Source organism: Streptomyces sp. NPDC007875 (assembly GCF_042868035.1).
In the GTDB taxonomy this organism is placed as follows: Bacteria; Actinomycetota; Actinomycetes; order Streptomycetales; family Streptomycetaceae; genus Streptomyces; species Streptomyces antimycoticus.
On sequence record NZ_JBIADZ010000011.1, the window covers coordinates 207,494 to 229,900 of the forward strand.

A 22,407-nucleotide genomic window follows, 5' to 3' on the forward strand; every position below is an offset into this window, starting at 1 on the left:
GTGCTGTCTTTGACAGCAGGGGTCGTTTCGGCGGCGCGGCGGAACGCCCCCTGCTGTCGGGCTGCTAGGGCAGGTCGCGGCGGACCAACGCCCGAGCGAATGGTTCTCCGGTGGCCTGGGCGTAGGCCATCCGCTCGCGCACCTCGCTGAGGGTGCGCGGGCGGTAGCCGGGGCCGCCGCAGCAGCTCTTGTGGAAGCGCACACCGGCGTGCAGCAGCACTGAGAGAGTGCGCCAGGCGGCGGTGTCCCGCCTCTTGGGTGCCGCGAAGGCGGAGCCGACGTGGATCAGTGGTTCGGCGCAGCGTGGACAGACCCGGTCGTGGTCGTGGTAGCCGGGGTAGGGCTGCTTGTACGAGGCCCGGCAGGGCAGGCAAACGTACGAGGTCTTGGCATGGGCCATGCGGGAAGGGTAGAGCCACCACAGGGTCGGGCTCGACAGATTTCCGGCAGCCTGCACAGGCCCTTCAGTAAAGGTGGGGCGGCGATGGCCGACCGTACTTGCTTCTACTCGCCCCTTCGGAGTGCTGCGTCGACGGCGGCAGCAGCATCCCTCGCGGCCAGCTCGCTGATCTCTCTGGGGACCTCGCGGTCGTCGTACACGAAGAGTCTTGCGTCGACGATGTGGGTCTTCGGTTGCCAGCCGAGACGACGGCCCGCCTCGCGTGCAGCACGACGGACGTCCTTGAGTTCGCCCATCTCCTCAAGATCGCCGCTGCTCAGGATCAGCTGCCCGTGGTAGCCCCGGTAGCGAGGCTTCAGTGAAGCCCGCATCAGGCTCTCCAAGCGGTCGACCAGCTTCTCGTACCGGCGCCGGGCCAGCTCGTCCTTCGCGGGCATATCGCACAGCTCCCCACCTCTGCCCGCAGCCGCATGTGTGCCATATGTGTGCTGCGAGGAAGAAGGCCCTCCCGTCCGACGGACGGAAGGGCCTCTGACCAGGTGTTTCTCTGTGCCCCCGGCAGGATTCGAACCTGCGACACCCGCTTTAGGAGAGCGGTGCTCTATCCCCTGAGCTACGGAGGCCCGGCGTCAAGGCGGCATGGTGGTGCCGCCGCGTCGCACCGCCACAGTGTAGCGGGTCGTGCACTTGGATCGTTTCGGGTGCTCCGGGCCGCCGAAGGCTCGGGCCCGGGGTGCCCCCGGGCCCGAAGCTCCGGCCCGAGCCCCCGGCCCGGAGGCCCACCGGCCGCCTCAGTCCCCCGCTGGCCCGAATCCCGCGATCGGGTTCCGCAGCGTGCCGATCAGCTGCAGTGCCCCCGCCGGGTCCTGGAGGTCGACCATCTCCCGGTTGTTGCGGAGCTGGAGGCGGTTGAGGCAGGAGAGGGCGAAGTCCTCGGTGAACATGTCGTACTGGGCGAATTTGTCCGCGAGGTGGGGGGCGGATCGCTGGTAGGCCAGGACGGAGTCGGCGACCGTCTGCCAGAAGGTGTCCTCCTCCAGGAGGCCCTCGGTGACCAGGATGCCGTTGAGGAAGCGGAGGAAGCAGTCGAAGACGTCGGTGAAGATCGAGAGCAGTTTCTTGTCTTCGGGGACGTCCACGCGGATGCGCTCGACGGTCGGGGGGAGGACCGTGGTGGGGTCCATGACGGCGATTTCCTCGGCGATGTCCTTGAAGATCACGCGCTGGACGGCGCCGTCCTCGATCACCAGGATGACGTTCTCGCCGTGCGGCATGAAGACCAGGTCGTAGCCGTAGAAGCTGTGCAGCACGGGGGTGAGGTAGGCGTCCAGGTAGCGGCGCAGCCAGGTGGCGGGGGTGAGGCCGGATTCCTCGATGAGGGCGCTGACGAAGGAGGCGCCGTCGGGGTCGGTGTGGAGGAGGGACGCCATGGTGGCCAGGCGCTGGCCGGGTTCCAGGGACGGGACGGGGCTCTCGCGCCACAGGGCGGCGAGCATTTTGCGGTACGGGGAGCCCTTCGCGGTGGCGGCCTCGTACTGGCGGTGGTGGTAGCCGATGGCGGCTCGTTCCCGGATGATCGAGAAGCCGCAGGACCGGAAGGTGTCGTCGGCGGAGATCAGGCCGGCCAGCCAGTCGTTGATGGCCGGGGTCGCCTCCATGTAGGCGGCCGAGAGGCCCCGCATGAAGCCCATGTTGAGGACCGACAGCGCGGTTTTCACATAGTGCTTGGACGGGTCGCTGGTGTTGAAGAAGGTGCGGATCGACTGCTGGGCGAGGTACTCGTCGTCGCCGGGGCCCAGGCACACCAGATACTGCCGGGCGACCTCGGCGGCGAAGCTGACCGACAGCTTGTTCCACCACTGCCAGGGGTGCACCGGCAGCAGGTGGTAGTCGGCCGGGTCCAGGCCGAGGTCGGTGAGGGTCTGCGCGAAGCGGGCCCGGGTCCGCTCGCTCAGTTCGGAGTGGATCAGCGCGTCGTAGTCCAGGTCCGCGGAGGCCGTGAAGGTGGAACGGTCGCGGCGGGCGGCGAGCCAGATCAGGTGGACGGGGCTCGCGGTCTCGGGGGCGTACGAGAGGTATTCATGGATGCCGAAGCCGAGACGGCCGTTGTTGGCGACGAAGCAGGGGTGGCCCTCGGTCATCCCCGTCTCGATCTCCTGGAAGCCGGATTTGGCCAGCTGGGCGGCGCCCACCGGCTCCGCGGCCAGTTTGAAGGCCGTACCGGAGAGGGTGGAGCCGATCTCCTCGAGGTAGACGGGGAGGACGTCCTCGCTCAGGCCCAGCCGCTCGCTCAGCTCGATGAAGAAGTCCAGGGCGTCCAGGGGGAGTTCGGCGCCGGACCGGTCGTGGCGGGTGATGCTGTCGGCGTCGACCAGCCAGTGGTCCAGGGAGAGCACCCGGGCGGCGAAGCGGTAGGTCACCGCCCCGTCGTCGCTGGTCACGGCGTAGCGGCCGTCGGGGCCGAGCTCGGGGGCGAGCAGGCGCTCGTGGGTGAACTCGGCGAGGGCCTTGCGGATGAGGAGGCGGCCCGCCCGGTCCCACAGATCGGGGGTGAGGTGGGCGACGGCGTCGCGGGGGCTCATCGGGTCACTCCTTGGACGGCGCGGGCGGCGAGGGCGGTGCGGGCGGCCTCGAACCGCTCGCGGGTGCAGACGCTGAGGTAGGCGTCCTTCTCGGGTTTGGCGATCCGCTCGACGATCTCGAAGCCGACGGCCGTGTTGAGCGCGTGCACCGCCGCGTTGCGCACATCGGGCTCGACGACGACGCGCCGGACGTGCGGATCGGCGAAGCAGAACTCCATGACGACGGTGATCACGGCCAGCGTGAAGCCGTGCACCGGGGTGTCGGTCGGCGCGCAGAGGAAGTGCATGCCGACGTCGCCGGGCCGGGCGGGGTAGAGCCCCTCGAGTTCCACCCGCGACGGGTCGTAGCGCTCGGCCAGGAACGCCGGGCGTCCCTCGTGCAGGCCGATGAACGCGTCGTGGTGCGGATGCTCGTGGATCCTGCGGTACTCGGCGGCGACCTCCGCCTCGTCCGCGCCCTGCATCATCCAGTAGGACGCCTTGGGGTGGGTCACCCAGCCGTGCAGCAGCCAGGCGTCGGCCGCCGGGTCCAGGGTGCGCAGGGCGAAGGTGCCCAGGCGCGTGTCCGTGTGCTCGAAAACCGGTGCCGGTGTCATGAGATGGCTCCTTCCGGTGCGCCGAACTCCTGGAAGGCGATGGACTTCTCCACCGGGTAGTGCTCTCGCCCCAGCAGCTCACGGATGATCCACGAGTTGCGGTACGGGCCCATGCCCAGGTCCGGGGAGGTCAGGCTGTGGGTGTGGGTGGCGCCGTTCTGGAGGAAGATGCCGCGCCCGGTGGTGTCGATGCTGTAGTTGCGGGCGACCTCGAAGCGGCCGTGGCCGTCCCAGCGGATGCGGTCGCGTACGGGGTCCAGGAAGGCGGGCACCTGGTAGCGGTAGCCGGTGGCCAGGACGAGCCCGTGGGTGGTCAGCGAGAAGTCCCGCTCCTGCTCCGCGTGGCGCAGCCCCAGGGTGTACGTGCCGGACAGATCGTCGTACTCCGCGTCGGTGAGCGCGGTGTTGGTCAGCAGTCGCGTGGGCACCGGGCCGCTCACGCTCTTCTGGTAGAGGAGGTCGTAGATGCTGTTGATGAGGTCGGCGTCGATCCCCTTGAACAGGCCCTTCTGGTCACCCTCCAGCCGGTAGCGAGTGTCCTCGGGGAGCGCGTGGAAGTAGTCCACGTACTCGGGCGAGGTCATCTCCAGGGTGAGTTTGGTGTACTCCAGCGGGAAGAAGCGCGGGGAGCGGGTCACCCAGTTCAGCCGGTAGCCGTGGATGTCGATGTCGGCGAGCAGATCCTGGTAGATCTCGGCCGCGCTCTGGCCGCTGCCGACGATGGTGATGGACTCCTTGGACTGCAGCGCCTCCTTGTTCCCCAGGTAGTCCGTGTTGTGCACCAGATCGCCGTCCAGGCCGCGGCACACCTCGGGGAGGAACGGCGGGGTGCCGGTGCCCAGCACCAGATGGCGGGCCCGGTGGGTGCTGGTCTCGCCGGTGGCGGGACGCAGGGCGCGCACCGTGTAGAGGCCGTCGGCCTCGTCGTACTCGACGCTCGTCACCTCGTGGCCGAAGCGGACGGACGAGAGCTTCGCGGCGGCCCAGCGGCAGTAGTCGTTGTACTCGGCGCGCAGCGGATAGAAGATCTCGCGGATGTAGAAGGAGTACAGCCGCCCGGATTCCTTGAGGTAGTTGAGGAAGGAGTACGGGGAGGTGGGGTCGGCCAGCGTCACCAGGTCGGCCATGAACGGGGTCTGCAGGGTGACGCCGTCCAGCAGCATGCCCGGATGCCAGTCGAACTCGGGCTTGCTCTCCAGGAACAGCCCGTCGAGTTCCTCGATCGGCTCGGTGAGGCAGGCAAGGCCCAGGTTGTAGGGGCCGAGCCCGACCGCGATGACGTCATGGGTGTGCGGGGTGGGCACGAGGGTCTCCGGCGGGGTGAGGGGGCTCAACTGGCGCGCGAGTGGCGGGGGCCGCTGAGTTCGGGCTCGATGTGCAGGGCCAGATACTGACCGGCGTGCTCGGCGAGGAGGTCGAGGACATACGCGATGTCGCTCAGCGAGGTCTCCGGGTTGAGCAGGGTGAACTTGAGGTAGTGGCGGCCGTCGACGACGGTTCCGGCGACGACCGCCGCACCGGAGGCGGCCAGCGCCTCGCGGGCGTGCAGATTGGCCCGGTCGACGAGGTCCGGGTCGCCCGGCCCGTCGGTCGGCGGTACGTAGCGGAAGACGAGCGTGGACAGCTGGGGCTCGGTGACGACCTCGTAGCGCGGATCGGTGTCCAGCAGGGCCCATGCCTCGGCGGCCCGGTCCACCACCTCGTCGAAGAGCGCTCCGACGGCGTCCGCGCCCATGATCCGCAGCGTCAGCCACAGCTTGAGCGCGTCGAAGCGGCGGGTGGTCTGGATGGACTTGTCGACCTGGTTGGGGATGAGGTTCCGGGCGCTGCGCTCGGGGTTGAGGTAGTCGGCGTGGTACGTGGCGTGGCTGAGCGTGGCGCGGTCGCGGACCAGGACGGCGCTGGAGCTGACCGGCTGGAAGAAGGACTTGTGGTAGTCCACCGTCACCGAGTCGGCGCGCTCGATGCCGTCGAGCAGCCCGCGGCGGGTCGGGGAGGCCAGCAGTCCGCAGCCGTACGCGGCGTCCACATGCATCCAGGTGCCGTGCCGGTCGCACAGCTCGGCGATCTCGGGCAGCGGGTCGATGGAGCCGAAGTCGGTGGTGCCCGCGGTGGCCACGACGGCCATGACGACCAGGCCCTCGCGACGGCAGCGGTTCAGCTCGCGGGCGAGGGCGACGGTCCGCATCCGGCGGTCCTGGTCGCAGGGGACCGGGACGACGGCCTCGTAGCCGAGCCCCAGGATGGCGGCGGCCTTCTGGATGGAGAAGTGGCTGACCTGGGAGGTGAGGATGCGCAGCCGCGGCAGGATGGCGGATTTGGCGACCGTCTCGCCGGCCGCGGTGGCCTCCTTCTCCACCAGCGTGCACGCCTCGTCCCGCGCGAGCAGCATCGCCTGCAGATTGGACTGGGTGCCGCCGCTGGTGAAGATGCCTTCCGCGGCCTCGCCGAGGCCGATGCGCTCGGCGGTCCAGTCGATCAGCCGGCGCTCGATGAGGGTGCCGCCCGCGCTCTGGTCCCAGGTGTCGAGGGAGGAGTTGACGGCGGAGAGGACGGCCTCGCCCAGCAGTGCGGGGATCACCACGGGGCAGTTGAGGTGGGCGAGATAGCGCGGGTGGTGGAAGTAGACGGCGTCCTTGAGGTAGACGCTCTCCAGTTCCTTGAGGGCGGCGTCCGGATCGCCGAGCGGCCGCTCCAGGTCGATTCCGGAGATCTCGGGGGCGAGTTCGGCGGGGGTGACGCCGGTGAAGGGGCGCTCGGTGCGGGCGACGGTGGAGGCCACCAGGCCGACGCCGTCGGTCACGGAGCGCCGATAGCGTTCCGCCGTACGGCCGTTGAACAGGTGGGCCCTGCCATCCGCCGCCCCGGGTATCGGCTCCGGCGACGGGTCCTCAGCGGTCTGCGCGAGGAAACTCACGGTCGGTCCCTTCTGGAAATGAGCATGCGGGCGTGCGGAGGGTGCGGGCATGCGGCTGGCGGTGGGGAGAGGCGGCCCACCGCCCGCGGCCTGACGGCCTGATGGGCGTGCGGGGGCGCTGGACGCGGCGACAGGGCGCGTGGGGGCGCGCCGAGCGGTTGGCCGCCCGTCGTCCAGTGGTCGGTCTTTCGCGGTCCCGTGGCGGGATTCGGTTGTGGCGGTTCGGTTGTGGGGACTCAGTTATGAGGATTCAGCTGCGGGGATCCGACATTCCGGATGCGGGATGCGGGATGCGGGATGCGGGATTCGGTGGTGCGGAGCCGGTCCGGTACGGCGCTGGGGATCAGTCGTCGGTCGCGGGGCCGGTGCCCGACACGGCTTCCTCGACGAGCTGTTCCTCACAGGTGCCCAGGCGCCAGTAGCCGGTGAAGGTCACGGCCTTGCGGTCGAAGCCGCGTTGGCGCACCAGATGGCGGCGCAGCTCCTTGACGGTCCCGGCCTCACCCGCGATCCAGGCGTACGGCGTACCGGAGGGGAGTTCGGTGGTGCCCACGGCGTTCAGCAGCAGCGCGGAGCGCGGGGTGCCGGGGGCCACGGCGTCCCGGACCAGCCAGGTGATCTCGGCTTTCGCCGCGGTGCGCAGCTCCTGCATGTCCTCGGCGTGCTGGACCTCGAGCCATACCTTGGCGGGCAGGTCGGCGGGCAGCCATTCGAGGATGCCCGCGATGGCGGGCAGCGCGGTCTCGTCGCCGGTGATCAGCACCCAGTCGGTGCCGGACGGCGGACGGAAGTCGACACCGCCGTTGTCCTCCACGACCGGGCCCAGCAGGGTCACGCGGTCGCCCGCCTCGGCGCGCGCGGCCCAGCGGGCGGCCGGGCCGCTGTCGTCGTGCAGCGCGAAGTCCACGTCGATCTCGTCCGGGTCGTGGCGCTGCCGGCGCACCGTGTACGAGCGCATGATGCCGCGCTCGGCCGGGTCCATCGCCCGCCAGGTGGCGAACCAGCCTTCCCCCGCCTCGACCGGGACCACCGGGGCCGCCTGGCCGGGGTGCGGCAGGAACAGTTTGAAGCGCTGGTCGCGGCCGCCGCTGGTGAAGTCCTTCAGACAGGCGCCGCCGAAGGTGATCCGTGCCATGGACGGTCCGAGCGGGCGGGTCCGTACGACCCGCGCGTCGAAGAAGCGGAACGGAATGGCGGTGGTGGCGGTGGCGGTCGTGGTGGCTGCGGTGGTCATGGCAGGGGGTCTTCCCTTCGCTTGCCGTGGGGAGGCCGGGCCGGCCGGTCGAGCTGACCGTTCAGCTGAGCTTCTTCGCGTCCTGGATGGCCTTGGTGAGGGATTCGACGAGCGGGGCGGCGCCGGCGTAGGAGAAGCGCGGCTCGCTGCTCCAGGGGGTGATCTGACCGGCCTTGACCGCGGCGAGCTTGGACCAGGTCGGCTTGGAGGTCAGGGCCCCGGGCTGGAGGGTCGCGGTGCGGTTGTCGAGGAAGAGCACATCCGCGTCGTACTTGTCGGCGTTCTCCCAGCTGAGGCTCTCGAAGTAGCCGCCCTTGTCGGGCTTTTCGGGCATGACGAAGTCGACGCCGAGCTCGCTGAAGTAGATCAGGTCGGCACTGATCTTCGGGTTGGAGACATAGAAGAGGTCGGCGCTCGCGGAGCAGGCCATGACCTTGATCCGGTGCGATTTGACGGTTTTGCGCAGCGTCTCGGCTGCCTTCTCGAACCGCGCCTTGGCGTCGGTGACCTTCTTGGCCTTCGGATCGGCGCCGAGTGCCTCGGCCAGTGCGGCGTAACGCTTGATGGGTTCGAGCATGGAGACCCGGCCGGTGGTGATGGCGGCGCTGGGGGCCAACTGGAGGATCTTCTTCTTGCTCTCGTCCGGGATGTAGAAGAGCGCGCCCGGGTCGTACATGTTGGTGATCAGCAGATCGGGGCTGAGCGAGGCGTACTTCTCGACGTTGAACTGGCCCCAGGTGTTGCCGAGGGAGGTGGCCTGGTCGACGGGGAAGTCGCCCGCCTGGACGTCCGGCTTGCCGTTCTTCAGCGTGGTCGGCCCGAAGACGCCGGTGATCTGCTTCTCGATGCCGAAGTCGTAGAGCGCGGCCGCCGCGGCGATGTAGGCGACGATGTGCTGGGGCCGGCCGTCGAGACTGATCTTCTTCTTGCGGTCATCGGTGAACGACCAGGAGCCGCCGCCGTCATCGCTGCCGGAGCCCGGGCCGCCGTTGTCGCCACAGGCGGTGACCAGGGCTCCGAGTCCGAGGGCGCCGCCTGCGGCGAGCAGGCCGCGGCGGGAGAGGGGGAGTGCTCTGGCCTGGCGCATGAAGTGCTCTCTCTCGATGCGTACGGGGACGTGGTTCGCGGGACGGCAACCCGAGGACGTAGTTAGGTTAGCCTAACCAACCTGGTTGTCCAGTGGGCGGGGTCGTTCCGAACCTCACATCGAGGGGCTCACACGGCGGTTCAGGGCGGATTCACAGGTCCAGCACCAATCGGGGGCCACGACAGCGTGAGACGCAGATCATCATGGTCTCGCCCGAGGCCCGCTCCTCGTCGGTGAGCACGGAGTCGTGGTGGTCCACCTCTCCTTCGACGACATCCGTCTCGCACGTCCCACACGTGCCCTCCTCGCAGGAGTACAAAACCGGTACCCCCGCCGCCTCGACCGTGCGCAGCACACTGCGCTCCGGCTCCACGGTGAGGGTCAGCCCGGAGCGGGTGAGCACCAACTCGAAGGCGCCGCCCGCCGGTTCGGCGCCCGCCGCGTCCGTACGGGGCTGGAAGCGCTCGGTGCGCAGGGCCCGGTCCGGCCACGCGCGGCACGCCTGCTCGGCGGCCTGGAGCAGCGGTTCGGGACCGCAGCAGTAGACGAGGGTGCCGGGGTCGGACGGGGCGTCGAGATACGGCGCGAGGTCGAGCAGCCCCTCCTCGTCCTGCGGCACCAGGCGCACCTTGCCGCCGTAACGGGCGGCCAGCTGGTCCGCGAAGGCCATCGAGGCACGGGTGCGCCCGCCGTACAGCAGCCGCCAGTCGGCGCCCGCGGCCTCGGCGGCGGCCGTCATGGGGAGGAGGGGCGTGATGCCGATGCCGCCCGCGATGAACAGATACCGGGCGGCCGGGCGCAGCGCGAAGTGGTTGCGCGGCCCGCGCACCCGCACCGCGCTCCCCTCGGTGAGGGTGTCGTGCACCCGGGCGGAGCCGCCGCGCCCGGCGGGTGCGCGCAGCACCGCGATCCGCCAGGAGGCACGGTCGGCGGGGTCGCCGCACAGCGAGTACTGCCGGGTCGGGCCCGGGTCGAGGACGAGATCGAGATGGGCGCCGGGCTCCCAGGCGGGGAGTTCACGGCCCGTCGGATGGCGCAGGGTGAGCGCCACCACGTCCGAGGCCACCTCCTCCCGGCGGGCCACCAGCAGGGTGTCCTCGTACTCGCCGCCGGGGTTCATCACGTCATCTCCTTCCGGTGCCCGGTGGGATAGTGCCCGGTGGGATGGTGCCCGGTGGGGTGGGCGAGCATCCACTGCCACAGCTCGACCGGGTCCTCTGCGGTGCGCTCGGCGCCGCAGTGGCAGATGCCGTGCAGCACATCGGTGCCGGGCAGCCAGTCGATCCGGTACACCTCGGCCGTGGGGGCGCCGCTCGCCCACCCGTCGCCGGCCACCACCCTCAACGGAACCGCTGCGCGCTGCTCGCGCTTCATTTCGCGGCCGCCACGGCCGCGGTCCGCTCTCCTTCGGCGGCGAGACGGGCGAGGATGCGGCGCGCGGCCAGACCGCCGGTGTCGATGTTGATGCTGAGCTCTTGATACCCCTCTTGCTCGGTGTCCAGGGCCTTCTGGAGCAGATTCAGCGCCCCCACGTCCTGCAGCACCACGGTCCGGTTGAGGTCGTGGAGGAAGGCGGTCACCTCCTCGTCGTCCTGCGCGAAGTCCCGTGAGACGGCCCAGAAGTCGTACACATGGCGGTCCGTGGAGGGGGTGATGGCGTAGGTGATCTCCACATGGAAGGCGTCCGGGTCGGAGCCGTCCGGCTCCGGCAACACCCCGACCGGGGCGATCCGGCTGTGCAGGAGATAGAGACAGGGCGCGTGGTACTCGATGTCCTGCCAGCGGGTGATGCGGCCGTCGATCCCGGTGGAACGGGCGTAGAACGGCGGGCACTCGGCGTCGTCCATGTGCCGGCTGACCCGTACGACGCCCGCGCCCTCGTCGACCTCCGTGGTGATCGGGGTCTCGGCGACCTCGGGGGTGCCGATATAGCCGCTGTGCAGATACGTCTCGTGGGACAGGTCCAGCAGATTGTCCACCAGCAGGCCGTAGTCGGCGTCGATCGGCTCCATGCCGCCCACGGTCGTCCAGCCCGGATCGGCCAGCCAGGGAGCGCGCGGCACCGAGCGGGGATCGGCGAGCGCCGGGTCCCCGATCCACACCCACACCAGCGAGTCCTGCTCGACGACCGGATAGGAGCGGACCCGGGCGGTGCGCGGTACGCGCTTCTGGCCCGGTACGAACACACAGGTGCCGCCGGTGTCGTAGGTGAAGCCGTGGTAGCCGCAGACGACCGTGTCGCCGTCGAGACGGCCGGCGGTGAGCGGATAGCGGCGATGGACGCAGCGGTCGGCGAGCGCGATGACCGTGTCGTCGGACTCGGCGCGGTAGAAGGCGATGGGCTCGTTCAGGATGGTGCGCCCCAGCAGCTCCCGGCCGATCTCGCGGCCGTAGGCGGCGACGTACCACTGGTTTCTCGCGAAGGCGGTCATGCGTGCCAGCGTGGTGACGCCCGTCACGCACGGGCAACGGCCCTTCCACTCAGTGGAAGGGCCGTGCGGGGAGGCGTGCTGTGGCGGTGGACCGCCGGGCGGATCAGCTGCCGAACTGCCAGAAGACCGACTGATTCAGCGTCAGCAGGACGATGAGCACGACCACATCGGCGATGCCGAGCACGAGTCCGAGCAGCGCCCGGCCCCTGCGGCGGGTCTCCCGGGCGAGCGCGAGCGTCCCCAGGACGATCGCGCAGGGCCCGAAGACCGCGTTGAAGAGCAGCAGGCCGATCAGGCCGAGCACAAAGGAGGCGACGGCCATGCCGTCGGCGTCCCTGCGCGCCCGGATAGGTGAGGTGCGGGACGGTGCGGTGAGTGCCATGGGTCTCAGCTCCCCTTGTGGCCGGTGCGTTCGCGGATGAAGAAGATCAGCAGCCAGGCGCTGATGGCGCCCGCGGCGGCGAGGAACAGGGGGAGCGGAGTGTGCGCCGCCGCCCCCAGAAGAACTCCCATCAGGGCGAGTGCCGCGACGATGAAGAGCATGTGAGCCTCTCTCGAAGTGACGATCCGGATGCGGTTGGCGTGCGGATGGTAATTGTTCGGTGAACAGTTGGAATCACAACTGTTCACTGAGTTCTAGAGTACCCCGCCCACCCCTGGAAAAATTCAGCGAACAGCTGTTTACTGAATGATATGAGTCACACGCCAGGGGTCCGGCAGGCCCAGAAGGAGAAGACCCGGCGCGCCCTGATGGACGCGGCGTTGCGGCTGCTGGAGGACCAGAGCCTGAGCAGTCTGGGGCTGCGTGAGGTCACGCGGGCGGTGGGGGTGGCGCCGGCCGCCTTCTACCGGCACTTCCGGGATCTGAGCGATCTCGGTGTCGCACTGGTCGAGGAGTCCCTGGGCAGCCTGCACCACATGATCGGCGCGATACTCGCAGGTCAGGACGGTGACGAGGAGCGGATCGACGCCACCGTCGAGGCGGTCGCCGAGCATGTGCGCCGCTATCCCGCGCATATCCGCTTCATCGCACGTGAGCGGCATGGCGGGGTGCGTGCGGTGCGCGAGGCCATCGCCGCCGAGCTGGACCGATTCGCCGATGAGGTGGCCGCCGACTTCTCCCCGCGGCTGACGCCGGACGGCTGGCCGCCGGAAGATGTCCGGATGCTTGCGGAGCTGTATGTGGACCACATGGTGATGACGGCGACGGCGTTCCTGGAGGCGCAGCCGGATCATCCGCGGCTGGAGCGGCGGGTCGCCGACACCGCGCGCAAGCAGCTGATGCTGATCAGCCTCGGGCGCCGCCACTGGCGCGACGGGTGATCTCCACGCCGAAGTCACCGGCCGCGTCCCGGCCGGTGACGCGGACGCGTATCCGCAGGCCGTTCGTCTCCGTGCGGAAGGTCTCGCCGGGCGCGTAGGTCGCGTCGCTGAGCCCGGGGTGGACATTGCGTTCCCGGGTGCAGCCGCGGCCGTGGGGGGTGGAGTCCATGATGGTGACGGGGCCGCCACCGGAGTCGACACCGGTGTCCACCCGGGAGATCAGGACGCCGGGCTTGCAGATGGCCTCGTCGTTGCCGCCGCTCGCGCGCGCCTCGATCGCATAGCCGGTGGACGGCGAGACGGGGACGAAGACCAGCTTGGTGCCCTCCGGACGGCTCAGCGGGGACAGGACGTGCGCGAAGACCCCGGAGCGGGCGGCGCAGGCGATCTGCCGCGGGCCGAGCCAGCCCAGCTTCCACTTGTGCCAGGCCAGCAGGTCGTTGCCGACGCCCCAGTCCTCGGACATCACATCCCAGTGGCCGGCCTTGTCGCCGCCGCCCCGGGTGTAGAGGTCGGGCAGCCCGAAGACATGGCCGTTCTCATGGGGCAGGACGCGGAAGCCGGTGCGGCGCAGCGAGCCGGAGCCGTCGTCCTGGCGGCTGTAGACGAAGGAGACATTGGCCAGCGGAACGCCGTCGGCGGTCGGGGCCTGCTGGTTGTCGGCGTAGGTGACGGAGAGCACGGCATGCGCGGCCGGCGGCCCGGCGTTCGGGGTGACCAGGACGTTCACCAGGTCGTAGCGGCGGAAGTCGACCTTGGGGTCGGCGGCCTTGGCGATGTCGGCCACCAGTCTGCGATAGCCCGGGTCGAAGGGGCTGCCGCGCTTGATGCCGTAGGCGCGGAACGAGCGCGGCATCCGCAGCCAGTGGGTGATCGGTATCTCGGGGCGGTAGTCCAGTCGTCCGTACGAGCTCTGCGCGAACCACCGGGTGGTCTGGGGGAAGAACTCCTCGAAGCGCTGGCGGGCGGTGCCCTGGCCGCGCACATCGGGAAAGTCGATCATGAGGTTGAGGGCGTGGACCGTGCCGGTGCTGCGGCTGTAGCCGCGGCCGGTGGGTATGCCCTCGGACATCTGCAGCCCCGGTCCTGAGGCGAGGGCGCAGGGCGCGAGCGAGCCGAAGGCCGGTCGTCCGGAGGGCGCCGGGGCCAGTTCGGGGGGCGCGGGGGACCCGGGACGCGGAGTCGCCGCCGGGGCGACCACCGCCACCGTGAGCACGGCGGCAGTGGCGAATGCGCTGCCTCTGCGGGGCCGGCGTATTCGTATGCGGTGGCGGGTGGTCCCATGCGTCTGCCTCATTGCCGACCACGGTGTGACGGCGCGGGCCGGATCGCTCGTGGGGTACCGCCGAGTGAGGGAATGACCTGCTCCGTTTGGGCGGCGGGGGGTGCCGAGCAGGTGTGAGGCAGGTCACCTGCGGACGCGGAAATTCCGGGGAGTGATTCCCCGTTTAACCCGGTGACCGCATAAACGGGGACTGACTCCCCGGAAATGTTGAAGCTCGAACGTCTGGGCCGGGGCCTGGTGTCGCCACCAGGCCGCCGGAGAACCGTACGCATGGATGCCGTACGCAGAAAGGAGTGCTGTCATGGCCGCCGACACGATGACCGCGAAGTCCGCGCAGCCCCGGCTGCGCGCGGACGCCCTGCGCAATCGGGAGCGTATTGTCGTGGCCGCCCGTGAGGTGATCGTCGAATCCGGGGCGCAAACCCCCCTCGATGAAATCGCTCGACGGGCAGGGGTCGGGAATGCCACGATCTACCGGCACTTCACGGACCGCCGTGAGCTCATCCACCATGTGGCGCTTTCGGTGATGTCCGGCGTCGCCGACCAGGCCGAAGCCGCCCTGGCCGAGGAGGCAGACTCCTTCTCGGCGCTGCGGCGCTTCGTCCATGCCGCGGCGGACGAGCGCATCGGCGCGCTGTGCCTTCTGCTCTCCGACGGCCTCGACAAGGAGCACCCTGACCTCATTGCCGTCCGCGACCGTCTGTCCGCCGGAGTCGAGGCCCTGATGGGGGCCGCGAAGGCCGACGGCCGACTGCGCACCGACATCGGTGTCGGTGATCTGATGGTCGCGCTCAACCAGCTCACCCGGCCGCTGCCCGGCAGCTTCTGTGTGGACTTCGACGCCTTTGTGCACCGGCATCTGCAGATCTTCCTGGATGGATTGCAGGCCCCGGCGCGCTCCGAACTACCCGGCAAGTCCGTGACCTTGGAGGATCTGCAGCACCGGCCGTGACATAGATCGCACCCGGCCGATCCCGGAGCACCGCTTATTTCGCGCGCGTTCACAAGTCTTCTGTACGTGCGTCGACGCCTCTCGCTACCTGTTACCCAACGGCCTGAGCCGGCCTGACTTCGGTCGGCACCACTCGTCCCATTTATCACTCTCCGCACCGCTAGGTAGGCTCACCCATGCCTGAAACGGCACCATTCGTGGATCCCCGGCGCTGGAAAGCGCTGATATTCATCGCCCTCGCCCAGCTGATGGTCGTGCTCGACGCGACCATCGTGAACATCGCGCTGCCCAGTGCCCAGGCCGACCTCGGCATCTCCGACGGCAACCGGCAGTGGGTCATCACGGCCTACGCCCTCGCCTTCGGCGGACTGCTGCTCTTCGGCGGCCGGATCGCCGACCTGTGGGGACGTAAGCGGACCTTCATCGTCGGCCTGGCCGGCTTCGCGGCCGCCTCGGCCATCGGCGGCGCCGCGCTGAACACCAGTGTGCTGCTGGGCGCGCGTGCGCTGCAGGGTGTGTTCGGCGCGCTGCTCGCCCCCTCAGCGCTCTCGCTGCTCGCGGTGATGTTCACCGACCCCAAGGAGCGCGCCAAGGCGTTCGGTGTCTTCGGTGCCATCGCGGGTGGTGGCGGTGCCGTCGGTCTGATCCTCGGCGGTGTGCTCACCGAGTACATGGACTGGCGCTGGACCTTCTTCGTGAACATCCCGTTCGCCATCGTCGCCGCGATCGGCGCGGTCGCCGTGATCCGCGACCCGGTGGAGAGCCGCAACACGTCCCGGCTGGACGTCCCCGGTGTGCTCCTGGCCACCTCGGGTCTGGTCTCGCTGGTCTACGGCTTCACCCGCGCCGAGTCCGACGGCTGGTCCGCGGGCCTGACCATCGGTCTGTTCGTCGCCGCGGCCGTGCTGCTGATCGCCTTCGTGGCCGTCGAGTCGCGGGTGAAGGCGCCGCTGCTGCCGCTGCGCGTGGTCACCGACCGGAACCGGGGCGGTGTCTACGCCTCGCTGGGCCTCGCCATCATCGGCATGTTCGGCCTGTTCCTCTTCCTCACCTACTACATGCAGGTCGTCAAGGGGTACAGCCCGGTCAGGACCGGCTTCGCCTTCCTGCCGATGGTCGCGGGCATGATCACCGGCTCGACGCAGATCGGCGCCCGGCTGATGACCCGGGTCCCGGCGCGGCTGCTGATGGGACCGGGCTTCCTGGTCGCCTCGGTCGGCATGCTGCTGCTGACCCAGATCGACCTGGACACCTCGTACCCCGCGCTGATCCTGCCCGGGTTCCTGCTCCTCGGCCTCGGCATGGGTACCGCCTTCATGCCGGCGATGAGCCTGGCCACGCATGGCGTCGAGCCGCGTGACGCGGGTGTCGCCTCGGCGATGGTCAACACCTCGCAGCAGGTGGGCGGCGCTATCGGCACCGCGCTCCTGAACACCATCGCGGCGAGCGCCACCACCGCGTACGCCAAGTCGCATGCGGCCGGGGCTCCTTCCCGCACGGCGCTGGAGCTGCAGTCGATGGTGCATGGCTACACCGCCGCCATCTGGTGGGCGGTCGGCATCCTGGTGCTGGCCGGGGTGATCGCCATCACGATGGTCAACGCCGGACATCAGGGAGGCGGCGGCGCGGTCGCCGGCTCCGATGAAGGAGCGGCGGAGGACGCCATTCCGGTCATGGCGCACTGACGCGCTGAGGTAGTTCGTAGGTGGGCGAAGGCTCCGTTCCCCTGGGGAGAATCCTGGGGGAGCGGGGCCTTCGTCCGTCCTTCGCTCGTTCGGTCCTCGGCGTGCTGGGACGGGGGCGTCAGCGCAGCCAGGGGAGGTCGGCGCCCTCCGGTTGCAGACCGTCCGCGATGATCCGGCAGATGGTGCCGAACTGCTCGACCTGCTCGGGGGTGAGCCGGTCGAAGACGGCCATCCGCACGGCGGACACATGGCCGGGGGCGGTCTCCTCCAGCACCTTGACCCCCTTGTCGGTGAGGACCGCGTTCTGCCCGCGCTTGTCGTCGGGGCAGTCCTCGCGTCGGACCCAGCCGTCCTTCTCCATGCGCGCGATGGCATGGGACAGCCGGGATCGGGTGATCTTGGCGGCCTCGGCCAGTTCGGTCATCCGCATCCGGTGGCGTGGCGCCCAGGAGAGCTTCACCAGCAGGCCGTAGTAGACGTGGGGCATGCCGGCGTCCCGCTGCAGCTGGCGGTCGAGGTGGTCCTCCAGAAGCATGTGCGCCTGGACGTACGCCAGCCAGCTGCGTTGCTCGTCATCGGTCAGCCAACGCGGTTCGTCGGTGTCTGAGGGGGTCTTCATGGCGTTGTCCACGCGTCCATTCTAGAGAACACTTTTTGAACTTTAAACAAGTGTGCGGTACAGTGATGGGTACTTGCTTGAGACTTCAAGTATCCTTGTCGGGCTCTGCCGAGGAGACCTCATGTCCGCGCTCGACGGGCGTATGCCCGCCCTTTACCTCAGTCATGGTGCTCCGCCGCTCGCCGACGATCCGGTCTGGCCCGGACAGCTCGCCGCCTGGGCCGCGGGCCTGCCCCGGCCCCAGGCCATTCTCATGATCTCCGCCCACTGGGAGGAGGCGCCCCTGGCGATCGGGGCCACCCAACAGGTGCCACTGGTCTATGACTTCTGGGGATTCCCCCAGCACTACTACCAGGTGCGGTACGCGGCGCCGGGAGCCCCCGAGCTCGCCGAGCGGATCCGTAAGACGCTGCGCACGGCGGGGACACCGGTCCAGGACATCCCCGACCGGGGGCTGGACCACGGGGCGTATGTGCCCCTGGTCGAGATGTATCCGGAGGCCGACATCCCGGTCCTGCAGGTCTCGATGCCGACCCTCGACCCGCGGAAGCTGATGGAGATCGGACGGAAGCTGGCGCCGCTGCGGGACGAGGGCGTCCTGATCGTCGGCAGCGGCTTCTTCACCCACAACCTGGCCGCGATGCGGCAGACGGGCCCGACGCCGCCCAGTTGGTCGGCCGAGTTCGACGACTGGGGGCAACGGGCCCTGGACGCACAGGACATCGACGCGCTGCTGGACTTCGAGCGCACGGCCCCGGCGGGACGGCTCGCCCACCCGCGCACCGAACACTTCGCGCCATTGTTCGTCACGCTGGGCGCGGCGGAGGCGGAGTTGCGCAGCCAGCGAAGCGTGATCGACGGCTTCTGGATGGGGTTGGCGAAGCGGTCGCTGCAGTTCGGGTGAGCCGGGGGAGGGGCTCGGCGAGCGGTGGGTCCGAGCGGGTACGGACCGGCTCGTCGGGTACGGACCGGCCCGTGCCCGCCTCAGAGCGCCGGGTCGATCATCGCGCAGGCGTGGAGCGCCGCGGCCAGGGCCATGGCGTCCGGGCCCTGGGCGACGTCGAGGGCGGTGTCGGTGAGCTTGATGGCGTGCTCATCGCCGTGCGCGGCGGCGCGGGCGAAGACCTCCTCGGGGGTGACGCCGACCGCGGACGGCAGCCGGTCGGCCGGGAGCGGCTCCTGCGGCGCGTACACCGCCGTGACCGCGGCACTCGCCGCCCATGCCGCGTCCAGACTCGGCGCCCACAGCTCCCGCGGCAGCGCGGGCAGGACGCGCAGTACGGCGTTGGGCGCGGTCGCGGCGTGGACCAGCATGACCGGTGAGCCGTGGCCGTGGGTGGCGTAGCGATGGGTCGCGGCCCGCACGAGCTCGGTCAGCCGCCGGCGCGCCTCCTCCGCCGGGTCGGTGGCGTCGGGGGTGGTCGTCCGGCTGGTGGGCTGCGGGGTGGGCGTCTGGCCGGGCTGCGGGGCGGGCGTCTGGCCGGGCTGCGGGGTGGGCGGCCAGGTGGGGAAGGCGGTGAGGCGGGCCAGCCGCGCCCGTATGCCACCGCTCTGGTCCGCGATCGGCTCCACGGCGGCCAGAGCGTCGGCCGCCGCCCCCGAGGCGGGGCCCGGCTGCTGCCGGAGCGGCGGCAGCGGGGCGTGCCGGGCGGCCCAGTAGCCGAGGGCGTGGGCCAGTTCGGCGGTGCGGGGAGCGGTCGCAGTGCCCGGGTCGTCCAGGAGGGTCCGTACGGCGTGGCCGACCCGGATCACCGGATGCGTCGCGCCGCCCGCGATGCCCGGCAGCAGCCGTGGCCACCACACGGCGAGCACGTCCCGCCAGGGGCGGTCGGCGAGCTCCCGGTCGAAGTAGGCCGGCCAGTCGGCGAGACGGCGTGGATCGCCGAGCGCCTCGCGCCAGTTCTCCTCGGTGATCCGGGCGTACGAGCCCGGCATCTCCTCCAGCTTGTCGCGGTAGCGGTCCAGCCACCGGTGCACGGTGCGCCCCTGGCCGTGACGCACCAGCGCCTCCACGGCCATCGGCGCGTGATTGCTCAGCCATCCCTCATGCTCGGGGCCGGAGGCATGCAGTCGCTCGAGGGCTTCGTCGAGGGTTCCACTCGTGTCGTCCGTCATGGCCACACGCTAGGGAGGGCGGGGCGGCCCCGAATCGGGCCGAGGACGGAAGCGTGCGGGGACCAACGACCTAAGCCGGGACCGCGGCGAGAGGGCCGGGGACCTCGGCCGGAGGTCTGGGCCGGGGGCTGTGGGGGACCACGGCGGGTTACGGGCTACGGGGGGCTGACGGGCTACTGCGGAGGGCGTTCCTCCCGTGCGTGGAAGATGTAGAACGCTATGCCCATCATCGCGAGCCCCGCCCCGAGCCCGATCCCCGCGGACCGGTACACCGAGCCTCCGCTCACGGCGTGCAGAAAGCCGAGCGCGCAGCCGAGGAGCGTCCCGTAGAGCATGGCCCGGATCTCCGGCATCAGGCCCGGCGTCATCCTGCCGAGGGCGTAGCAGAGCGCCCCGACCACCACTGCGGACACCACGCCGAGGACGGCGGACGCGGGGATGCTGGAGCCTTGATTGTGGTCCACGAACATCACCCAGCCGCCGAAGAGCACCGCCAGAACGACGGGGATGCCCCAGGAGGCGGAGGGGTGCAGTGGGAGGTGGAGTCGCGGATGGTGGCGGTGGCTCACCGGGGCTGTGGGGGCATTCATGACCGAACCTCCTCGTCGCCGCGTCCCCGCCCTGACCTGTCACTTTCCAGCGCACACCCATGTGGAGGGCCGGGCAACCCGGCGCGATGGGCCATCCGGGCAACCGGGAGCCCGCGAGATTCGTCTTGACGGATGAGAGACGGGCGGGAGAGCCGTAGGAGACGGCGGCACAGGGGGTCTGACCTGCGCTTCCCGGCCGCTTCGGCAGTGCGCTGAGCCCCGTGTGGGTGGACAGGGTACTGCATGATCGTAAAAAGGTGGGGGCCTGATGGGAATTCTGTCCTGATTCCAGTCGTTGTTTCCTTCGGACGGGGCACCCGACACCGGAGAGCCCGTCCATAGTCCGCGCCCGATCCATCTGTAAGGGAGCACGCATGGCAACCCGTGCCGTCGCCCGTAATCAGTCCGCCGCCGCCGGTGGCGCTGATGGGGCCAACAGCGTTCGCGCCTCAGGCGGGGAGATCGCCGATCGCGACCTGGTCGGCATGTATCTCGACGAGATCGCTCGTACCCCGCTGCTGGACGCGGCGAAGGAGGTCGAGCTGTCCCAGTCCATCGAAGCGGGGGTGTATGCCCAGCAGATCCTGGACGGCGAGGTTGAGGAGGCCCCTGCCGCAGGTGCGAGCCGCGAGGAGCTGGAGGCGATAGCCACCGAAGGTGCCCGGGCCAAGGACATCTTCATCCGCTCCAACCTGCGCCTCGTCGTGGCTGTGGCGCGCCGCTATCCGCGCAGTGGGCTGCCCCTGCTCGACCTGATCCAGGAGGGCAACGCGGGCCTGGTGCGCGCGGTGGAGAAGTTCGACTACACCAAGGGGTTCAAGTTCTCGACCTATGCCACGTGGTGGATCCGTCAGGCCATCACGCGCTCGATCGCGGACCAGTCCCGTACGATCCGGCTGCCCGTCCACCTGGTCGAGGAGCTCGGTCGGATCCGCCGGGTGCAGCGGGAGTTCAACCGTGAGCACGGCCGCGAGCCGGAGCACGCCGAGATCGCCGAGGAGCTCGGCTCCACGATGGAGCGGGTCTCGGATGTGCTCGACTGGGCCCGCGACCCGGTCAGTCTGAACATGTCGGTCGACGACGAAGGGGAGACCCAGTTCGGCGATCTGCTGGAGGACACCTCGGCCGTTTCGCCCGAGCAGTCGGTGATGACGCTGCTGCGCAGCGAGGAGCTGGAGGACCTGATCGGCCGCCTCGACGACCGCACCGCCTCCATCATCAAGGCGCGGTACGGCATCGACGACGGCCGGGAGCGCACCCTGACCGAGGTCGGCAAGCAGCATGGCCTCACGCGTGAGCGCATCCGCCAGATCGAGAAGCATGCCTTGCTTGAGCTGAAGAAGATGGCCCGCCAGACCGGTTTCGACGCAGCGGCTTGAGTTCTCGGGACAGCAGACTCCAGCCGCCACCAGACCCCCTCCAACCCATGGACCGAGCCCCGGCGCCTCCCCCCTGGCGCCGGGGCTCGCTTGTGTCCGGGTGGTGCTTGCTGCCTGGGTGGTGCGGTATGGCTGGAGGTGTGGTCGGGGTGGCTGCAGGTGTGGTCGGGGTCGGCCGCGGGCCGGGGCCGGTCGGTCAGACGGCGAAGCCGCCGTCCACGGCGATCGACGCCCCGGTGATGTAGCGGCCGCTGTCGTCCGCGAGATGGGATACGGTCGCCGCGATCTCCGGGGGACGGCCGTAGCGGCCGAGTGCGGTGAAGCCGCTCTGGAGTGCGGCGCTCTCGCCGTCCGCCGGGTTCATATCGGTGTCCACCGGACCGGGGTGGACCAGGTTGGCCGTGATCCCGCGCGGGCCGAGCTCACGGGCCAGGGCCTTGGTGAGGCCGGTGAGCGCGGTCTTGCTGGTCGCGTAGAGGCTGCCGCCGGGGAAGGCGACGCGCTCGGCCATACAGCTCCCGATGTTGATGATCCGCCCGCCGTCGGTCATCTGTGCCGCGGCCGCCTGCGCCATGAGGAACGGCGCCCGGACGTTCACGGCGAGGATCCGGTCCACATCGTCCAGCGACAGCTCGGCGAGGGGGCCGAGGACACCGACGCCCGCGTTGTTGACCAGGATGTCCAGTCGGCCGAACTCGGCGGCGGCCCCGTCCACGGCGGCGCGCACCTCCTGCGCGTCGGCGCCGTCGACCCGCACCGCCCAGGCGCGACGGCCGAGCGCCTTGATCCGGTCGACGACGTCCGCCGCGCGGTCGGCCTGGCTGTGGTAGGTCAGGGCGACATCGGCGCCGTCCTCGGCGAGCCGGATCGCCACGGCCTCGCCGATGCCCCGGCTGCCACCGGTGACCAGGGCCGTCTTGCCGTCGAGTGTCATGTCTTCTCCTTGTATGCGATGAAAATTCCGCTGTGCGGTGGTCCCTCCTGGTGAGGGGGACGTGACTCGATCCTGGTCGGGCGGGTGGTGGAAGTCCGGCGGGAATCGGACGGTGCGCTGTGGCGACGCGCGGGGCGGGCATTCGGAGAAGGCGGTCCGCAGTGGGCAGCCGAGAGAGGTCGCTGAGTGATCGCGACCCGTCCATGCCCGGTCGAGTTCGTTTCGTGCCCGAGTCTGTTTACTTTCCGGCATCACCCACGTAATCTGGCCGCGAAAT

23 protein-coding genes and 1 tRNA gene are annotated in these 22,407 nt (G+C 70.0%); 5 read left to right on the forward strand and 19 right to left on the reverse strand.

Features of this window, described 5'->3' with window-relative positions:
• Window positions 1-64: 64 nt before the first annotated feature.
• The 14 genes from ACFYOY_RS24040 to ACFYOY_RS24105 form a co-directional block, all read right to left on the reverse strand.
• Complete coding sequence (locus tag ACFYOY_RS24040) at window positions 65-400, reverse strand: deoxyxylulose-5-phosphate synthase (RefSeq protein ID WP_266583054.1); 336 nt, start codon at window positions 398-400, stop codon at window positions 65-67.
• Between the two features lie 104 nt (window positions 401-504).
• Window positions 505-837, reverse strand: a complete 333-nt coding sequence (locus ACFYOY_RS24045; protein WP_388589474.1) for a hypothetical protein — start codon at window positions 835-837, stop codon at window positions 505-507.
• A 113-nt stretch (window positions 838-950) separates the two neighbouring features.
• Window positions 951-1,023: transfer RNA gene (locus tag ACFYOY_RS24050), tRNA-Arg, on the reverse strand.
• 168 nt (window positions 1,024-1,191) lie between these two features.
• The gene (locus ACFYOY_RS24055; RefSeq protein WP_388589476.1) at window positions 1,192-2,982 is read right to left on the reverse strand and encodes an IucA/IucC family protein; all 1,791 of its coding nucleotides are present in this window, start codon (window positions 2,980-2,982) and stop codon (window positions 1,192-1,194) included.
• The gene (locus ACFYOY_RS24060; RefSeq protein ID WP_351886582.1) at window positions 2,979-3,578 is read right to left on the reverse strand and encodes a GNAT family N-acetyltransferase; all 600 of its coding nucleotides are present in this window, start codon (window positions 3,576-3,578) and stop codon (window positions 2,979-2,981) included. Before ACFYOY_RS24060 ends, ACFYOY_RS24055 begins: the two co-directional genes overlap by 4 nt.
• On the reverse strand, window positions 3,575-4,882 hold the full coding sequence (locus ACFYOY_RS24065; RefSeq protein WP_351886585.1) for a lysine N(6)-hydroxylase/L-ornithine N(5)-oxygenase family protein: 1,308 nt from the start codon (window positions 4,880-4,882) through the stop codon (window positions 3,575-3,577). Before ACFYOY_RS24065 ends, ACFYOY_RS24060 begins: the two co-directional genes overlap by 4 nt.
• Before the next feature lie 26 nt (window positions 4,883-4,908).
• Window positions 4,909-6,495, reverse strand: a complete 1,587-nt coding sequence (locus ACFYOY_RS24070; RefSeq protein WP_388589480.1) for a pyridoxal phosphate-dependent decarboxylase family protein — start codon at window positions 6,493-6,495, stop codon at window positions 4,909-4,911.
• A 343-nt stretch (window positions 6,496-6,838) separates the two neighbouring features.
• Window positions 6,839-7,729 carry a siderophore-interacting protein gene (locus tag ACFYOY_RS24075; RefSeq protein ID WP_351886591.1) on the reverse strand — a complete coding sequence of 297 codons (891 nt, stop codon included), beginning with the start codon at window positions 7,727-7,729 and terminating at the stop codon, window positions 6,839-6,841.
• Between the two features lie 61 nt (window positions 7,730-7,790).
• Window positions 7,791-8,816 carry an ABC transporter substrate-binding protein gene (locus ACFYOY_RS24080; protein ID WP_388589483.1) on the reverse strand — a complete coding sequence of 342 codons (1,026 nt, stop codon included), beginning with the start codon at window positions 8,814-8,816 and terminating at the stop codon, window positions 7,791-7,793.
• Between the two features lie 151 nt (window positions 8,817-8,967).
• Window positions 8,968-9,936: a PDR/VanB family oxidoreductase gene (locus ACFYOY_RS24085; RefSeq protein ID WP_351887247.1), complete on the reverse strand. Its 969-nt coding sequence runs from the start codon at window positions 9,934-9,936 to the stop codon at window positions 8,968-8,970.
• Window positions 9,936-10,151 (reverse strand): hypothetical protein, encoded by a 216-nt coding sequence (locus ACFYOY_RS24090; protein WP_388589486.1) that lies wholly within the window; start codon window positions 10,149-10,151, stop codon window positions 9,936-9,938. The genes ACFYOY_RS24085 and ACFYOY_RS24090 overlap by 1 nt, the downstream gene beginning before the upstream one ends.
• Window positions 10,152-10,186: 35 nt before the next feature.
• On the reverse strand, window positions 10,187-11,248 hold the full coding sequence (locus ACFYOY_RS24095) for a Rieske 2Fe-2S domain-containing protein (protein WP_388589489.1): 1,062 nt from the start codon (window positions 11,246-11,248) through the stop codon (window positions 10,187-10,189).
• A 103-nt stretch (window positions 11,249-11,351) separates the two neighbouring features.
• A complete protein-coding gene (locus ACFYOY_RS24100; RefSeq protein WP_351886603.1) occupies window positions 11,352-11,630 on the reverse strand; it encodes a DUF4190 domain-containing protein in 279 nt (92 codons plus the stop codon).
• A 5-nt stretch (window positions 11,631-11,635) separates the two neighbouring features.
• Window positions 11,636-11,791 (reverse strand): hypothetical protein, encoded by a 156-nt coding sequence (locus ACFYOY_RS24105; RefSeq protein WP_086709795.1) that lies wholly within the window; start codon window positions 11,789-11,791, stop codon window positions 11,636-11,638.
• Window positions 11,792-11,941: 150 nt separating this feature from the next.
• On the opposite strand from ACFYOY_RS24105, the gene ACFYOY_RS24110 reads away from it, so the two are divergent.
• Window positions 11,942-12,571, forward strand: a complete 630-nt coding sequence (locus ACFYOY_RS24110; protein ID WP_351886606.1) for a TetR family transcriptional regulator — start codon at window positions 11,942-11,944, stop codon at window positions 12,569-12,571.
• Here ACFYOY_RS24110 and ACFYOY_RS24115 read toward each other — a convergent pair.
• Complete coding sequence (locus ACFYOY_RS24115; protein WP_351886609.1) at window positions 12,537-13,868, reverse strand: M6 family metalloprotease domain-containing protein; 1,332 nt, start codon at window positions 13,866-13,868, stop codon at window positions 12,537-12,539. The genes ACFYOY_RS24110 and ACFYOY_RS24115 overlap by 35 nt on opposite strands.
• 289 nt (window positions 13,869-14,157) lie before the next feature.
• Between ACFYOY_RS24115 and ACFYOY_RS24120 the strand changes: the two genes are divergently transcribed.
• A complete protein-coding gene (locus tag ACFYOY_RS24120; protein ID WP_351886612.1) occupies window positions 14,158-14,808 on the forward strand; it encodes a helix-turn-helix domain-containing protein in 651 nt (216 codons plus the stop codon).
• A 176-nt stretch (window positions 14,809-14,984) separates the two neighbouring features.
• Entirely contained in the window at window positions 14,985-16,493 is a 1,509-nt protein-coding gene (locus ACFYOY_RS24125) for an MFS transporter (protein WP_351886615.1), read from the forward strand.
• Window positions 16,494-16,611: 118 nt separating this feature from the next.
• On the opposite strand, the gene ACFYOY_RS24130 is transcribed toward ACFYOY_RS24125, so the two are convergent.
• On the reverse strand, window positions 16,612-17,112 hold the full coding sequence (locus tag ACFYOY_RS24130) for a MarR family transcriptional regulator (RefSeq protein ID WP_351887250.1): 501 nt from the start codon (window positions 17,110-17,112) through the stop codon (window positions 16,612-16,614).
• Window positions 17,113-17,233: 121 nt separating this feature from the next.
• On the opposite strand from ACFYOY_RS24130, the gene ACFYOY_RS24135 reads away from it, so the two are divergent.
• Window positions 17,234-18,016: a class III extradiol ring-cleavage dioxygenase gene (locus tag ACFYOY_RS24135; protein ID WP_351886618.1), complete on the forward strand. Its 783-nt coding sequence runs from the start codon at window positions 17,234-17,236 to the stop codon at window positions 18,014-18,016.
• A gap of 80 nt (window positions 18,017-18,096) precedes the next feature.
• Here the strand turns inward: ACFYOY_RS24135 and ACFYOY_RS24140 are convergent, their stop codons facing one another.
• The gene (locus ACFYOY_RS24140; protein WP_351886621.1) at window positions 18,097-19,227 is read right to left on the reverse strand and encodes a questin oxidase family protein; all 1,131 of its coding nucleotides are present in this window, start codon (window positions 19,225-19,227) and stop codon (window positions 18,097-18,099) included.
• Between the two features lie 173 nt (window positions 19,228-19,400).
• Window positions 19,401-19,817, reverse strand: a complete 417-nt coding sequence (locus ACFYOY_RS24145; RefSeq protein WP_351886624.1) for a hypothetical protein — start codon at window positions 19,815-19,817, stop codon at window positions 19,401-19,403.
• Between the two features lie 374 nt (window positions 19,818-20,191).
• On the opposite strand from ACFYOY_RS24145, the gene ACFYOY_RS24150 reads away from it, so the two are divergent.
• The gene (locus ACFYOY_RS24150) at window positions 20,192-21,196 is read left to right on the forward strand and encodes an RNA polymerase sigma factor RpoD/SigA (protein WP_059148800.1); all 1,005 of its coding nucleotides are present in this window, start codon (window positions 20,192-20,194) and stop codon (window positions 21,194-21,196) included.
• 196 nt (window positions 21,197-21,392) lie between these two features.
• Here ACFYOY_RS24150 and ACFYOY_RS24155 read toward each other — a convergent pair whose 3' ends face one another.
• Window positions 21,393-22,130, reverse strand: a complete 738-nt coding sequence (locus tag ACFYOY_RS24155) for a 3-oxoacyl-ACP reductase family protein (RefSeq protein ID WP_388589498.1) — start codon at window positions 22,128-22,130, stop codon at window positions 21,393-21,395.
• Window positions 22,131-22,407: the final 277 nt, after the last annotated feature.